Annotated in this window: 18 protein-coding genes; 1 reads left to right on the top strand and 17 read right to left on the bottom strand. The window is 54.5% G+C overall.

The window, feature by feature from the left end:
* Positions 1-70 precede the first annotated feature (70 nt).
* The 17 genes from JZM60_RS12145 to JZM60_RS12220 all read right to left on the bottom strand — a co-directional run bounded on the left by JZM60_RS12145 (position 71) and on the right by JZM60_RS12220 (position 14,513).
* The gene (locus JZM60_RS12145) at positions 71-2,293 is read right to left on the bottom strand and encodes a transglycosylase SLT domain-containing protein (protein WP_207162711.1); all 2,223 of its coding nucleotides are present in this window, start codon (positions 2,291-2,293) and stop codon (positions 71-73) included.
* A 468-nt stretch (positions 2,294-2,761) separates the two neighbouring features.
* The gene (locus tag JZM60_RS12150) at positions 2,762-3,070 is read right to left on the bottom strand and encodes a hypothetical protein (protein ID WP_207162712.1); all 309 of its coding nucleotides are present in this window, start codon (positions 3,068-3,070) and stop codon (positions 2,762-2,764) included.
* A gap of 20 nt (positions 3,071-3,090) precedes the next feature.
* Positions 3,091-5,313, bottom strand: coding sequence for a phage tail tape measure C-terminal domain-containing protein (locus JZM60_RS12155; protein ID WP_207162713.1), 2,223 nt, complete (start codon positions 5,311-5,313; stop codon positions 3,091-3,093).
* A 201-nt stretch (positions 5,314-5,514) separates the two neighbouring features.
* Positions 5,515-6,837, bottom strand: coding sequence for a phage major capsid protein (locus JZM60_RS12160; protein WP_207162714.1), 1,323 nt, complete (start codon positions 6,835-6,837; stop codon positions 5,515-5,517).
* A gap of 28 nt (positions 6,838-6,865) precedes the next feature.
* Positions 6,866-7,201 carry a hypothetical protein gene (locus JZM60_RS12165; RefSeq protein WP_207162715.1) on the bottom strand — a complete coding sequence of 112 codons (336 nt, stop codon included), beginning with the start codon at positions 7,199-7,201 and terminating at the stop codon, positions 6,866-6,868.
* Between the two features lies 1 nt (position 7,202).
* A complete protein-coding gene (locus tag JZM60_RS12170; protein WP_207162716.1) occupies positions 7,203-7,532 on the bottom strand; it encodes a DNA-binding protein in 330 nt (109 codons plus the stop codon).
* Positions 7,525-7,887 (bottom strand): DNA-binding protein, encoded by a 363-nt coding sequence (locus tag JZM60_RS12175; RefSeq protein WP_207162717.1) that lies wholly within the window; start codon positions 7,885-7,887, stop codon positions 7,525-7,527. Before JZM60_RS12175 ends, JZM60_RS12170 begins: the two co-directional genes overlap by 8 nt.
* A complete protein-coding gene (locus JZM60_RS12180) occupies positions 7,884-8,456 on the bottom strand; it encodes a hypothetical protein (RefSeq protein WP_207162718.1) in 573 nt (190 codons plus the stop codon). The genes JZM60_RS12175 and JZM60_RS12180 overlap by 4 nt, the downstream gene beginning before the upstream one ends.
* A complete protein-coding gene (locus tag JZM60_RS12185) occupies positions 8,453-8,614 on the bottom strand; it encodes a hypothetical protein (RefSeq protein WP_207162719.1) in 162 nt (53 codons plus the stop codon). Before JZM60_RS12185 ends, JZM60_RS12180 begins: the two co-directional genes overlap by 4 nt.
* Before the next feature lie 445 nt (positions 8,615-9,059).
* The gene (locus JZM60_RS12190; RefSeq protein WP_207162720.1) at positions 9,060-9,314 is read right to left on the bottom strand and encodes a hypothetical protein; all 255 of its coding nucleotides are present in this window, start codon (positions 9,312-9,314) and stop codon (positions 9,060-9,062) included.
* Positions 9,311-9,547 (bottom strand): hypothetical protein, encoded by a 237-nt coding sequence (locus tag JZM60_RS12195; RefSeq protein ID WP_207162721.1) that lies wholly within the window; start codon positions 9,545-9,547, stop codon positions 9,311-9,313. The genes JZM60_RS12190 and JZM60_RS12195 overlap by 4 nt, the downstream gene beginning before the upstream one ends.
* Before the next feature lie 13 nt (positions 9,548-9,560).
* Entirely contained in the window at positions 9,561-9,689 is a 129-nt protein-coding gene (locus JZM60_RS16865; protein WP_277603725.1) for a hypothetical protein, read from the bottom strand.
* 25 nt (positions 9,690-9,714) lie between these two features.
* A complete protein-coding gene (locus tag JZM60_RS12200; protein WP_207162722.1) occupies positions 9,715-10,185 on the bottom strand; it encodes a regulatory protein GemA in 471 nt (156 codons plus the stop codon).
* A complete protein-coding gene (locus JZM60_RS12205) occupies positions 10,175-11,455 on the bottom strand; it encodes an ExeA family protein (RefSeq protein ID WP_207162723.1) in 1,281 nt (426 codons plus the stop codon). Before JZM60_RS12205 ends, JZM60_RS12200 begins: the two co-directional genes overlap by 11 nt.
* Before the next feature lie 3 nt (positions 11,456-11,458).
* Positions 11,459-13,162 carry a hypothetical protein gene (locus JZM60_RS12210; RefSeq protein WP_207162724.1) on the bottom strand — a complete coding sequence of 568 codons (1,704 nt, stop codon included), beginning with the start codon at positions 13,160-13,162 and terminating at the stop codon, positions 11,459-11,461.
* Between the two features lie 29 nt (positions 13,163-13,191).
* Positions 13,192-14,187: a hypothetical protein gene (locus JZM60_RS12215; RefSeq protein WP_207162725.1), complete on the bottom strand. Its 996-nt coding sequence runs from the start codon at positions 14,185-14,187 to the stop codon at positions 13,192-13,194.
* A 116-nt stretch (positions 14,188-14,303) separates the two neighbouring features.
* Positions 14,304-14,513: a helix-turn-helix domain-containing protein gene (locus tag JZM60_RS12220; protein ID WP_207162726.1), complete on the bottom strand. Its 210-nt coding sequence runs from the start codon at positions 14,511-14,513 to the stop codon at positions 14,304-14,306.
* 26 nt (positions 14,514-14,539) lie between these two features.
* Here JZM60_RS12220 and JZM60_RS12225 point away from each other — a divergent pair, with 26 nt between their 5' ends.
* The gene (locus JZM60_RS12225) at positions 14,540-15,043 is read left to right on the top strand and encodes a helix-turn-helix domain-containing protein (protein ID WP_207162727.1); all 504 of its coding nucleotides are present in this window, start codon (positions 14,540-14,542) and stop codon (positions 15,041-15,043) included.
* Positions 15,044-15,172: the final 129 nt, after the last annotated feature.

Consider the following 15,172-nt stretch of genomic DNA (forward strand, 5'->3'; position numbering starts at 1 on the left):
GTGAGCTGATTCTTGAGAGGTGCACACCGATAAAGACAACTTCGGTAACTTGGGAAAAATCGAGAGAATATTATGGAGACGGTGAAGCGGTAATCGTTGCTTCTCCCTGCTTGTCGGTGCCTCTGTCAAGCAGGGCATTCAGCAGATTGTCCTCCCTGCCACCTGTCATCCGCTGTGCTTCTTTGTCGGGATGTGCCGGATAGAGGGTGCGGTAGAGTTGGGTGCCGGTGAATACTTTTTTCACATATTCCCTGGTTTCGTAATAGGGTATATTTTCGATGAACTCATCGTTGCGCTGATACGAAAGGTTGCGACGCCAACGGTCGACGGGAGTGGAGCCTGCGTTGTATGCGGCAACGGCGGCAACGGTGTCGCCGTTGTACTGATCCAGCAGCCATTTCAGGTGGCGCACTCCAAGGCTTACGTTGAATTCGGGGTCCGTCAGGCGGGTGGCGATGGCGCCGGTGCCGTTTTCTCCCGTTACCATCCCCTTGGCGGTGGAAGGCATGAGCTGCATGAGCCCCACGGCTCCGGCAGGGGAGACGACGGTCGGCGAAAAGCTGCTCTCTGCCTTGATGATGGCATAGACAAGCTCCAGGGGGACCTTTTGTCCGGCAGCCTGGCGTGCCACGGTTTCCCGGAAGGCCTGGGGATAGATGAGTCCCCATTGAGTGATGGAATCTCCGTCGATCCTGCGGGGGACATGGCCCCGGTAAATGGCGCCTGCCGAGTTATAGTCACCCATTTCAAGATACAGGCGGGCCACGCCGAGAAGGGTCTTCTCTTTAAGGCCGTTTCTCTTCCTGATGGCGAAAAGTTCCTTTCTGGCCTCGTCGTGGAGCCCGACGCTTATCAAAAGCTTGATCCGCTCGAAGCCCGGAGGTATCGGCAGGGACGACAGGGGTGGTTCAGGTGTGATGGATGGCGGCTCTTCGCCGATATTCATCGCTGCACGGGCCTGGTAGCCATAGAAGGTAAGGGGGAACTCTTCTATGACTTTTGCGAATGATGCGGTTGCCCCTTCCTTGTCACCGGCTGCTTCCAGGGCCCGGGCATGCCAGTAAACGGCGCGTTCCCGATAATCAGTTGAATCGTGCAGAGCTCTGAAAAAATCGGCTGCTTTCGCGAAATCTTTAACATTGTAGAGAGCCCAGGCCGCTTCCCATGTGGCCCGTTGCCTCAGTCCGGAATTGGTTGTTGACGATAGCAGCCGGTCGAGAAGGGTGTACTGTTCCTGGTATCGCCCCTGGAACTTGCGAATGAATGCCGCTTCCAGGAGTGCATCGTCGGCCAGGTCGCCACGGGGGGATTTCTCGGCTATCCTGAGATAAGTACTGAAGCCTTCGTCGCTTTTGCCGATCCGTTCCAGGGCCTTGGCATGCCAGAAATACACCTTGTCGGCAAGGTCCTGCGGCAATTCCTGTCCCGCAAGTCGGGCGAAAGTACGTTCGGCATCAGTGAAGTGCCGGGCTTTGTAGAGGGCCTGGCCGCTGTTGAGGGTGAGGCGGGCGATGAATTCTGCCGGTTGATTGGCAAGGGGGATCGCGTCAAAGGCTTTGACGGCTTGCTGGTAGCGGCCGAGATTGTAGAGGGTGCCGGCCCGCTTGAAAAGTTCGTCGGCGGTGTATGGGGCGGCAGGAAATCCCTTGCTTGCCAGTTCGCGCATTTTTTCTTCCGCATCCTCTGCAACCGGTGAGGCGGGATAGGACAGCCAGAGGCTCCGCAATTCCTGGACGGCTTTTTCCTCCTCGCCGAGCCCCTCCCGGCAGCGGGCTGCCTGGTAGACGGCGGTCAGGGAGTCTCTGCCCGAAGGATAGATTTCAACGAAGCGGATGTAAGAGGCTTTTGCATCTTTAAAATTTTTGAGGGCAAAGAGGTTGTCGGCATAGAGCAGTTTCGCCGTGCGGATGAAAGCGCTTTCCGGCCATTCGCGAATCAGTGTTTTAAGTACTTCTATGGACTCTTCATACCGGCTGGCCCGGTAGAGGGCATCGGCCTGCCAGGAGAGAGAATAGTCGGCGAGAAGAGGCAGTTCCTTGGCCGCCTTGCCCAGTAAATCGGCCGCTTCGGCCCAATCTTCCAGCCGGTAGGCGGAAACACCGGCAATCAGATACTTCTCCGGTGCGTCGTCAGCGGTGCGGGCATTTTCGCGTGCTCCGCGGTAATCTTTGGCTTTTAGCCTCTGGGCAGCCTTTTCGAGCTTCTCGTCCAGTGGATGGGGTATGTTTTGGGATGAAGCGGAAAACGCGAGGCATAGAGTAAGCATTGTGGCAAGCAGCAAACGGTGGAGCATGATGATCAAACCTTCGTGGATTTAAAATTGAGGGTGCTTTGTTGTGGGGAAAATACCGGCCGCTTCGAACCGGGCCGAAATCGACTTTCATACTACCCGCACATGAAGTCAAAAATCAACCGCGAACCGGCAGCAAATTTGCGCTATTGTATTATCGTTCCCTTGGGGATGGAGAACCCCGGTCGGGTTTATATGAGCGGCGATGTCATAACTCTGGCACCAAAATCGTCATAACTCAACCCTTCAAAACGCTTGACGGGGTCAATTATGTTTTGATTCGGCAAAAGAAAAGGGCGGATTTCCCCGCCCCATAATTCATCGGTATTGATTTTCCAGCTTACTCGCTCAACTTCGTCGTAATATCGAAACCGGCCTTTTTAAATATCGCGCCTATCTCACCCATGTTCTGATTTAATGCTTCTTCGAATATGTGGACACCCTTAATGCCTTTCTTTGCGATGGCGCGTCTCACAACTCCCTTGCCCGCCTGAGATCCTCAATTTTGTAATCGACCAACATCTTCAGTATCCACGATATTTGGACCGTGTACCCGCTGACAATCTGCATGCATACGGACTGGATCAACTCATTATAAGGATGCTCGGCTAGGTTAAACTCGAAATGGAATTCTCCCATTGTGGCGCTTATTTGTTCGACGAACCGGGCAAGATCTTCCCTGATTTCCGGTTCAATATGCTCAAGCCGTCTGAGCACTTCTTCGTCCACGCGCTCTTGCCGAACCGTTACCCTGTGCGGTAAGCCGATTACTTTGGCCATAGCTGAATTCTCCTTATCACTCAGCTAATGTTAAACCTGCTTCTGTAAGTTGGATCAGTGTCAGCCAGTTCCAAGGAAATTTCTCGCACTAAACCGCGCATCGACTGTCGTAACGGGAGAGCCGTGGCTTTGAGCGGCTGGCCGGTCTGGTTTATAAGAGTGATATTGACGTCACCTGTCCCTTCGGCCTTGTTGGCAAAACGCTCGAACAGGGCGTTCTGCTCGCGGGAGAGTACGCGCTCCTTGGTTTGGAGGATGGCCGGGACTTCGTCGGCGGCTAATCCGCCGAAATGGAACCGGGGCACGAGCCCCCCCTCGTGAAACAGCATCGTCTGCGGCCCGGCGTTGATGAATTCGAGCCCCGAAGCGCCGCCGATGGCCGCGCCGATCATCTGCTGCGCCACCACCTGGGCCATTACCTCGGCCACGGCCTTGGCGACGGACTCCAGGAAGCCACGGATGTAATCCCACAGGCTTTCCAGCTTGCCGGTCATGGCGTCGAAGAAGAAGGTGGAGAACGCCCCCTCCATGCCTCGGGCGGTCTGTTCCGCTAGGGATGACCCCTGTTGGAACAGCGTCTGGGCATCCTGGATGAACTTCTGGAACCCGTAACCAAGCCCATCGGCCAGGGAGCCGGTTTGCTCCTGCATCTGGAATTGCAGTTCCAGGAGCCGGTCGCGGGTATCCTGGATTGCCTTTTGCTGGGTCAGCCAGCCGGTGGGGTCGGCGAGCCGGTCGATACCGGCGGCAAAGGCCACCTGGGAGGCGAGAAGCTTTTGTGTGAGGGCGAGGCGCTGCTCGGTGGCCTCACCCCGGCCCATCTGGAGGAATTTCTCTTGGGTGGTGATAATGGAGAGCTGATAGTCGATCTCCGCCTCACGGGCGGACTGGGCCGCTGCGGCCCGGCGTTTCAGGGCCTCTTCCCATTCAGCTTCGCCTTCCGCTCGTTTTTCTTCCAGGGCGGCGATCTCGTCGTCGAGTTTTTTGATTTCGTCGTCAATGGCCTGGCTCGACATACCGGTGAGCCATTCACCGATAAGTCCCTTGTCGCTCTTTGGCTTCTTGCGCAGTTCCTCGGCCTTGGCGTTCAGGTCGGAGAGCTTCTGATCCAGATCGTCGAGCCCGATCTTGGCCAGGTCGGCTTTAAGCCCGGCGGCTACGGTGGCCCAGTCTTCAGCCTGTTTTTTGGCCTTGGCGGCATCGTTGCTAGCGCCCCCCTTAGAATCCTGACGACGCTTACCGTTATCTTTGCCTATATCGGGGACGCTTATTTCTCCATCCCACTTCCTTACAATCTTGTTAACCTGTTCATCGAAATACTTGTCAAAAGTGACAAATTCTTCTTTTAACCCCGCGAAACCGCCCGAAAAGCCCCCCTTCATCCAGTCAAGAGTCGCACCGATTTTAGCAGCCCAGTTACCATAACTGAGGCCGGTGATCTCAATCATCCCGAGGAAAGAGCGCAGGTTGTCCAGCGCCCATGCAATCCCCTTTGCCATAACGATAAACAGGCCTGATTCTCCTTCTCCCAAGGCGTTACGGAGTTTGAACACTTCTTCACGCATCTTGGTTTTGGCACCGGTGATGCCCTCGATGGCGAGCTTGGCGTTGCCCACCTGAGCTTCGGTTTCCTTCATGATACCGTTGTATTCGGCCTGGCGCTTCTGAGCCAGGGTCAGCTTGTCAACGCTGATGCCATGCTCCTTTGCATACTCTTTCCACATAACGCTGACGTTTTTGGTGACTCCGGCATTGTCCACGAGGATGCTGTTTTCGTTTTTGAGGCCCTCGGTGGCGCTCGTTACCGCTTCCCCCATCGAGAGGTGAGACTGACGGTTGAACGCGGCCGCGTCCTTCAGGCGATTGAGGATATTTACAGATTCTTCCAGAGAATAGCCCCTGGAGAGAAGGTTCTGGAGCGACTGGGAGGCTTCCTGCACATTTATGAGGCCGTCTGATGCAAGTTTCATCGAAACATCAAGGGATTTGCCGATATCTTCACCGGAGTAGCGGGCCACGGCTGCCAGTCCCCTGACCGAGTTCTGAACCTGCTCGTTCGTATCAATAGCTTTTTTCCCCTCATTGATAAGGCCATAAAACATGCCAAAGCCGATACCCTGTTTAAGGAAGCTGTCCAACTCCGACGCCTTCAGCCGGAAATTGTCGGTGTCCTTCAATAGCTCATTGAACGTAGTTTTGGTCCGGTTGAGGGCTTCAAATATGACTTGAACGCGGTTTTCCATTGGATGCCTCCCAATTACTGCCTTTTTAGTTACCGATTTACCCTTAGATTGTTGCCCGGATTAGCGGCACGTAGCCGGGGTCTCTCCGGGCGGCGCCCCTGGCAGACCATTGGCAAGGAGGCTCACCATCAGGAGAGGATGAGCAATGCCCAGGCCTATGGTCTGCCTATCTCGGCCAGGGCAATTCTTACCGGTTGTCTATCAGGCCACGGTAGCTTTGAAGGTGCCGCGATAATCGACAACCTCAGACTCAAAATCGTGGGTGATGCGGTACTGGATGCGACCGCCGGCAAACATCTGCCCGCCAGATGTCGGGTTGTCAGCCACTGTCATAACAGGTTCCTGCTGCCCGTTAAGGAAGGCGAGTTCCACAATTTCCACCTCGTTGGGATCGGCGAAGAAAAACCAGTCTGTGGGGTCGGTCTGGAAGGGGTTTTCGAGAAGCCCCTCCTGTTTGAAGTAGCCGAACATGGAGTTGCCGTTTTCGACAGATACCGCTTGGGGATTGAAGTTGTTGACATTGGTAACCAGACCGCGCAGATCGGAGGGGAAGGAAACTGTCACCGGCCGCAAGCCGAGGGCTTCGAGTGAATCCGGTTCGGTCTGTTTAAACATAGCGGTGCGGGCTGCTTCGGCAGCAGCAATGCCGTAAGCGGTGGAACCAAGGTTGCCGTGATCAGTGTGGAAGATTGCCTTATTATCGCCCTTGTAGACGGCATTGGTAATGAAGGGAGTCCAAACTTTCTTTGCCACGGTACGACGGGCGGCGCGTGGCAGCCGATTTATGATCCGCTGGATGACGCGGACATCGTCATTCAGGATCATGCGGCGGTTAATGGTGATGATCCCGCCGCGCTCCTGGAGGGCATACTCGACTTTCTCGTCGCCAACCTCGCCAAGGTCCGGATAATCCTCGTTATCAGTGTTGACGGTGGGGATATCCCCGTAATATCCGATGCGGACGCTTTCAAGGGTGCGGAAGTCGCGGGCGTTGCGGATGTTGTTCCCGACTAAACGGGAAACGCCGTAATCGGTCCACTCGCGATAGTCGTTAGTGAGTCGGCGATAGAGGGTATTACCCAGCACGTAGGCGAATGTAGCATCACCGTAAGCGGCCTGCATCCGTTTGAGTTGCTGCGGGTTGAGAACCCCGGTCACATCAGAATCACCGGTCATCTCTACATAGGCAGCGCGCAGACTCGTGAAGCCCGATACATCGCGCAAATTATCGCAGACCCGCACGTCAAACATCTTATCGAACGCTGCCTGCAGTTTTTCGCCACTATCCCTGACAACCCGTACCTGCCCGGCGCTCTGTACTGTGCCGGAACCCATAAGACGATCAAGCATCTCTTTCTCCATTCTGATAGCGCTCTGCAACGTTTCCAGTTCAAAGATTTTGCCGGAAAACTGCTTGGACAGTTTATCCTGCACTGCTGCCGGCAACTGGCTCACTGCAAGTTCGGATTTCAGCAATGTGGCGCATGTAAGCCGTCCCAATTTCTCCAAGTTCTGATTTTCCATTCGCTGTTTCTCCCTTCGTGGGGTCTGTTCAAAGCAGATTTGACGTGTGGTTTTGACTTTCTTGGTGCTCGGACGTCGGTGGTTCGCGCGCCTTATCCCTTCGGCAATTCTGGCACAACTGTTCGGTTATCAGTTTTTCGCTCATGGCGACCCTTGCGGCGTTGTCATTCTCGGCAAGATAGTCCTTGTCCGCAGCAGAGATCCGTATCCTGACCACCATCCAACTGGGACGGGTCACCCTGGTCAGAAAGTAACGAGCTTTGAAACCTCTATCTTTGCCAACTGAGTGTTCAGACCTCGTGACATGGTAAGCTCGGTTTTTTACACCGAAAGTGAAGATCCGCTCTTTTATCTGCTCCAGCATCTCATTCTCCGTTGTCCGATTTCCCATTCGTCTTACGGTGGTAATCCTCATTGCGCCTGATGAAATTGACAAGCTCCAGGTAGGAGACCCGTCTGTTATTAGCCAAGGTGAAGCTGACAAGGCAGTCGGGCTGGTGCAGGTTGCCACGCTCGTCGCGTTCGTAGCGGGCAAGCAGACGCCAGAATGTAGATTCACCAATGCCGAGAATGGCGCAGACCTCCCCCGGCCGGTAGCTTCCCCTGATTGGCAGTTCCAGAGCTGCCAGGGCCGCTTTCAGGGTGTTCTCAGCGCGGATGATGCTCTGTTCGGCCAAAGACCTACCGTTATTCATTCACGCTCCTCCCCGGTGCCTCCCCGGTGGTGGCCGCCGGAATCCCGCTGCCGGCCCTGCGGTGATAACTGTTGTTGCGCCTGATGAAATCAACAATCTCCAGGTAGGCAACCCGTCGGTTGGTCCGCAGGATGAAGCTGTCGAGCTTGTCCGGCGTCCTGATCCTGCCGTCTTCGTCTTTCTCGAAACCATTAACGAGGGACCAGAAGGTGCGATCGCCGATGCCGAGGATGGCGCAGACCTCACCAGGGGGATAGCTTCCCCTGACAGGGAGACCCAATGCCGCCAACGATGCCTTCAAGGTGTTCTCAGCCTGGATGATGCTCCGCTCGGCAAACGATTTGCCTTTGGTCATTTCTTCCCCTTTCCCTGCGCAATGTTCTGCAAGTTCCACATGTAGCCGGGAGAGGTTCGCCAGCCACAGCAGAAGCAACGGTACACTTCATCGTCATTTTCGGAATATTGCCGCTCCGGATCGTTGACCATGTAGCCGCCGCAGCGCTGGCAGCGGCCGGTGAATACGGCCACTCGCCTTTTTGCAGGCTTCTTGGGAAGCGGCGGAAGTTCAAGCTCGGGCTCGTCGTTTCCCAGAAGCCCAAGGAGCGTGTGCTGAAGCGTGCTCAGTTCATCCTCTTCAGGATCAAGGTCGATCTCGGAGAGATCGAGAAGATCGTCTCCCTCATCCGGATCAACAACCGGTGCCGGCTCGATCTCCTCTTCCTCGCTGAAGAAAACTATCGGTTCATGCCTTTCAAGTTCCCGCGCTTCCGGCTCCAGACCACCGCAGCCGAAACAACGTGAATCGCTGGTTTTCTCGCGATTGGCGTTGCAAACGGCTTCGGTGATCCGGGCGCCGTAGCGGTTGCAGTACCCCGCGTGCTGTCCAAGCCAGGTGTCGATGGCCGCCGTCATGTGCATGATCATTCGCCTTCCGTCAAAAGAGTCTTGATCCGATATTCCAGCGCTTCGACTTCCTCCTTCTGCCGTTTGATTGTCGCAAGGAGGCCATCGTACTTCGCCCGGGGAATGGTTATCGTTTCATTCACCACGTCACTTCCGACCTTTCCCCCGTTCTGACTCACTTCAAAAAACCTCCCAGAGCGCGAAATTTTGTTTATAACAGGGTGTCAAGGGATTATTCGACGGACGGACAGACCCTGCATCCTGCGACCGCTCAAAATCGAAATTCTTCATTCCTCTCGCCGGCTACAGTTCAAACAGGCGAAATCAGGCTACGGCGCAGCGCTTGTGGCCGGTGTCGGGCAGTTCTGAACCTTTTCAGCAAAGCCTTCTAGCCCCGTTAACCCGCTGTGTTCATCTCCGTTCTATCCGTCCGTTACTGGGGGATTTTCGAGGCATTCGAGATGGTACATCGCGTCGTGCACTTTGCACGTAATGGAGTGGAGCATAGAGAAAAGACCAGCGGGGACATGCTTGTCGGAGATACGGCCAACCTCATATATCGATTGCATGGCCTCTTTCGTGAAAGTGATCATTGCGCAAGCCTCTTCCAGTTCCTCCAGAATTTCATCCCTCGTCATCACTTCCACTCCCTTCGGCAATAAGGCTTTCCGCCAGTGCGGCGGCCAAATCATAGCAAGCGCGGTGGTCTTCAAATCCCTTGCCAGCAGGAGCCGAGACAACACCATCACACGCGTCTTGCCATGCATTACGCCAATTGATGAGCGCCTCGCGCAGATTTGTGCCATTCGCAGGAGCAGCTGACACCACCTGTTCCATTACGGGCTGAGGAACCACCCCGCACATACGAGAAACTGTCATTTCGTTGCCCTCCTTGATTTCAGTGTCTCTGCCTCCAGTGTTTCTTCCAGGATTTTCTGAACTGCATCAAACTTGGCCATGAGTTGAAAGAAAAGCTCGTGCATTCCGAAAGACTCTTGTTCGGTTAAGTTGCTATCGGGCATTTCATTTAAGCTGTGTAGCGCCTGGGCCATGAAAGAAAACATGGCTCGCGCGGCGGTCAGCTCATCAATCGCATCTCCGATCCTCTCCATGTCCGTGCCCTCCCTAATGCCGACAGCCATTCATGGCGATACGGTACGCGTTGCCGGCCGCCCGGTCCGCAGCCCTCCGCCGGTGCATCCATGCCACGCCGATTGCCTTTGCCGCCTCAAACATTCTCCTGATGGTCTTCATGCTCTCCTCTCCTTTCACTGGTTTGTTATGCCAGTCCGCGCCGTTTCTGCATGGCGGTCAGGGCTGCAATCACCTTTGCCACGCCCCGCCGGTCCAGAAACCGCAGGTCCGACACCTGTGCTATTTTTCCCACAAACGAGCGGAGCGCCTTCGCCCGCTCTTCCGGATCCTCAACCCTGCTAACCTCGGCCCACACGGCTTCGATCTTTCGCAACTGCGCCGGGGTAGCCATACCGGCACGGCCTTCAAGGCTTCTGTGCCGCTTTCCCTTGTGATTGACCTGGGGCTTCTGGCCCGCCTTGCGCTTCATCTCGTCAATCAGCTCATCCGCCTGGAACCACGAAAGCTCCTTGCTGCTCTCCACTCCGCCAAACTCCTGCAGCAGTGCCCGATAGCTCTCCTCATCCATGCCGAGTCGTGTCTTGAGGGTATGGATGGCACTGATCTGCCCGCGGGTGATTGGTTGCCTGCCGTCGCGAACCGCCTTAGATGCCATAGATCACCTCCTCGGTGACCTTCGTCCCTCCCAACTCGCAGACAAGATTCATGGCCCTGGTCACATAGGAATTGACGAGGCCGGGGTATGCGTGCGAGATCTTCCGCTTCTTGTAATCCTCGACGGTGAGCCGCTTAGCGAGAGCCTCAAAGGCGCTTTCCTCGAAGATGTCTTCCACCTTCGCGCCGATCCTTTTGAACTTGAACGCCAAGTAATCCCGGAGATTATTGTCCAGACCTTTGATCTCTACGATCTGGATCCGGCGGATCACCTCCCTTATGTCTACGTGTCTGGTTTCGTCCAGCATGTCCTTAAGCTCCGGCTGTCCGATGAGGATGATGCCGAGGAGTTTCTTGAAACCGTCCTCGATCTCATAGAACTGTTTCAGATACTTCAGCGTGACCGGGGACAGATTCTGCGCCTCCTCAATAATCAAAACGTGCTTGTAGCCCTGGTTTGCACGGGAGATGAGAAGGTTTTCAAGCTGCTGGACTTTGTGCTCCGTCCTCACCTGCGGCTTTTGATCCGAGATGCCCATGATGATGGCATCGCAGAGGCTGCTGGGGGTAACGCGGGATTGTGGTTTTTCATCGGCGTTTATCCTCCTGCTGCGGGGGTGGATCACGGCCACGCTTCCCTCACGCTTGAGGTTCTCCATGACCTTTTTTCGGATGACTGACTTGCCGCTCTGGACTTCACCCACGATCGCGATGAATCCCACGTTGAAGGCCGCGTCCATCATCGCCGCCTCTATGTAGCAGTGCTCATCGGACATGTAGATATCCTGTTCGCTGGTCACGTCATTCGGTCCGAACGGCTGTCTAAACAACCTGAAGTGCTTCATCGTGTCCGGATGCAGCATCTCAACCTCCCATGTCACTGTGGCAGTGTCTGAATCGCCGGGTTCGTCGTGCGGCTCTTCATCCCCGTCGATCTTGTGCCTGTCTTTGGGGTGCGGCTGTGCTTTCCGCCGCTCCAGCCCCAAGGGCGACCAGACGTCAGCGACCGTCATCTCGTTTTTCATCAGCCAGTACATGGCACGTGAATCTCTCGAAAGAATCTGCTCCACAGCGTCTTTGAACCCCGGAAGCCTGAGGGGGATGTATCCCCGATTGATACAGAGGTTCACGGTGGTGCGGGAGAGCGTGACACCAAGTACCTCACCGACCGCCCGCGCCAGCTCCCCTTGCGTGATGCCGCTGGCCAGGGTCACTCCCTTCAAGATAATCGGCTCAAAATGCATTCGATAAGCGCTTGCGATTGTACTCATGGGCTATCCTCCAGCGCTTGCTGCGTCTTCCGTTATAGGGGCCAATTTGCTGCGCCAGTCGCTACCTTCCTTAAATGCTCGAATGACTTCTTCAGCCAGCTTGCTGTCTATGGATTCGCCGAACTCGTCGCGCAGCTGCCGGTTAAGCTCCGGGGTGATTCTGGTATCCATTGCATTACGCAGACGTTTTAGAAATTCCATGAACGTGATCCGCGCCGCCTCCTGGGAACGGGCCACCTCGATGAGGGTCCCCTTCTTGGGGATGGCAGCCAGGTTGGCGACTTTATCCACGTGACCCTCGAAGGCGTTGAGGCCATAGAAGGGGATGCTCTTCTTTGCCGGGTTCTGAGAGCCGTGGGCCAGTCCGTCCATGCGTTTGACGGCTTTCTGGGTGGCGGTTTCCGGTTGGGCTTTGTACTCCTGCCCGATGATGGGGGCGTTGGCGGCGAAGCCCCCCAGCTCAAGGGATAGCTTTTCGATGACGGCGACGTCGTAGCGCTGGTTCTCCCAGGCTACGGTGAGGATGCCGTCGCGCCACTTCCAGATGTTCTTGATGACGGTGACTTTGGCGCCGTGGGGGATACCGAGGCCGCGCAAGCTGAAGTCTTTGCTTTGGTATGAGATGCGGCCGTTGGCTACGGTGCGCTCTTCTTCAGGCTTGTTCATGAGGTCGTAGAGTTCGGCGCGGGATGGAAGCTCGCGGAGCTGCTCGCGCTTGATAGTGAGCCAGCAGGAGAGCCGGGTCATGTTGGTGCGGGTGTGCTTGCGGCTGGCGTTGAACCAGAGGCAAAAGCCAAAAGCTTTGCGGTTCAGGTCCTCTAAAGAGGTGGCGGGGTCGATCCGCAGGCGGGTTTCGAACCACATCTCCCAGATGTTGTGAGTGCATTCGACACTCCCCTGGCGGCGGGAGTTGCCGGCTTCGCCCTGGAGGATGTCGACGCCAATCCCCTCCCAGAAACCGAGGCCGATGGCTTTGGCCTTCGCCCGGCAGCCGCCGTCCATGAGCATGAGGAAGGGGGCGCCGCGAAAGGGCATGCGGCGGTCTTCTTTGGCCTCCCATGCGCAGAGGAGGAAGTCGAGGAGGTTCTCGGCGGTTTCACCGGCGGCTAGGTAGTATTTAACGAAGAAGAAGCCACTGAAGTGGTCTGCAATTACGTAACGCTGGAGTGGGGTTTTGATTTTCTTGAAGTTCTCCAGTTTGTTCTTGTAGAACTCGTCTTCGCGCATGATGGACATGCCCCCTTCGTCCAGGTAGTACTGGATGCAGGTGGAGACGTCGACCTGGTGACAGTGGTTGGGGTGGAGGCTCCGCATTTCGGTGTGCGGTGTAGGGGCGTTTTGCCGGTTTTTGTCCATCTGCCGCTCCCTGAGGATGCGCTGCATAGTGCCGACGGCTAGGGTGCCGCGGGGGATGATGCCATTGTCGTAGGCAAATTCTAGGGCGTTCTCGACGGGAGCGATGGCGCCCTTGTTCTCGCGCCGGGTGGTGTGAAGGAAGGCTGCGACAAAGTCGATCTGGTCGTTATTGAGGATGCATTCGCCTTTGTCGGCTCTGGTTTGGCGGCCTGAGTTGAAGCCGTGCTGCCGCGCGATGCGCATCATGTGCTCGTAGGAGTAGCCGTACTGGCGGCGGTACCTGTCTATGATTCCGCGACGCTCGCTTGGCTTTGCTTCTTTCAGTTCAAAAACCATGTCCCGTTGCCACATAACTCATCCCCACAGATGAAAATCAGCAATTACATCTGCTGTTTTTGCTGCCAGCGTTCGAAATCCTCCAAGAGTTCAGGATTCATGACCGGATCACCATGTGTGGTTACGGCGGTGTCATATGCAGAGAGGGCTTGCATCTGTATGTAATGGAGAAAACTGATCAATGCTGCCCGCATGCGAGGAGTGACTTCTTTGTAATGAGCGAAGATGTTTGAAGCGGGATCTACACGCAAAAGATAGCCGTCAAAACTCATTTTAAGATTTTCGATTTTTTTCTGAAAATCTTCCTCATCAAGAGACAGCCCTTTACTGGCGGCCTCTTCCTCCATTCTGGCCAGCTTCTTTTCATACTCGTTGAGTTTCTTTTCTTTGCCTGCAAGAACACGGTCTGTGGTAGCGAGGCTCTTCTTGGCCTCTTCAACGGCAGCGTTCTTCTGCTCCAAATCCTCGTTGATACGGTCAATGAGTGCCTGAATTTCATCGCAGTGGTCGGGGGTAATGGGGATGGTTTCGTCACCATAGATGATGGCGTTATCCTGAATTTCGGCCAAATTGGCCGAAACCGAATTGCCTAACTGTCTGATTTTACTAAGAGGCATGCCGCACAAATCGGCCAAATTGGCCGAAAATGCCTCAAATACCGGTCGCACTTCCTCAATGATCCGGTCGATTGTCCTCCGGGCGATACCGTTTGCTTCGCAGAATTCGTCCCAGGTCATACCGCCAAACTTGTAATCCTTCTGCTGCTTGATCCGGTATATGGTTATGACTTTCAGAAACTCGTTGTATGCGATATTGGCGTCAATGGCCTTGATGGCCCCCATAGCAAAGGACTCTTGCCGGACTGCCTCCATTTCTTCACGTTGTGCACTCAGTTCTTTCTCTGACTCAGCACGCCTTACTTCATAGATCTCATGTGCGGCAATGGTTTCCGGGGTTCTGTGCCCTTGACTACGTTGATTTTCAAATTTCACAAAATCAATTGCAGCCTCAGATGTTGGATCAAGTGACTTCTTCTTCATTGTTTAATCTCCTCAATGATTGGGAATCCCATCAGCATCTGACGGCTCCTCTTGTTGCAGAATCACGTGTTGCCGTCCCTCTGAGTCCTGTTAAAATCAAAATGAATTTGATAGACTCAAAGCACGGCAGATTTCGGCGGCTCTCCCCAGAGCGATTCGTAATCTTCATCAAGGGCAGTAGCAATAGCCCTTTGGACGCGTCGAGACTTGCGAAGGCCATTAACGGCACCGGACACTGTGCAACGTTTCACGCCGAGTTGCTTGGCGATATCCGTTTGCGAGATGCCCTTGAGAATCATGAGGGCCTTTATGACGTTTGCTTTCACTGGCCACCTCCAAAATTCAAACTAGCTTGATAACAGTTATCATATTCCAAAATTTGGAATATGCAAGGACAAATTTTCAAATTATGGAAACAAATCTGTTACCAAAATATGCTTCAATCGGTGTGCGATTTAGACATGTACGTGAAACTACTAGACTTTCTCAGGGGAAGTTTGCTGAAAAGCTAGGGGTAAAAACATCGATAATCTCAGAAATTGAAAGAGGAAACGTTAAGCCAACTCTTGTTCTCTTGATAGCTATGGAATACGTGTACCGAGTAAGAAAAGAATGGGTATTACAGGGCGACCCCCCGATGTACTGTTCTGACGAGCCAATCTTGGGTCCCATTTTGATTACATCTCCAGAGGACTCATCATCCCGGCAAATTAGATTTCATATAAACAAGTTAGTAAGGATTTTCAGGGAAGGGAATAAGAACAAGATCGAGGCGTTGAAAGCTCAATTACGGGCACTTGATCCAGGTACGAACAACAGCAATAACGAGAATGGCGGACAGGATGAACCAACTTGATGGATTGGCTGTTATCATTAACAAACCTAAACCGACACGTGAGAAGAGAAAGCATAAAAATCTCGCAAATGAACCAAGGCACGCCAACTCTTAACCAATTCAGTCGTCTCGTCTGCAATGTCATCCTAA

It is taken from the genome of Geobacter benzoatilyticus (assembly GCF_017338855.1).
Classification (GTDB): Bacteria; Desulfobacterota; Desulfuromonadia; order Geobacterales; family Geobacteraceae; genus Geobacter; species Geobacter benzoatilyticus.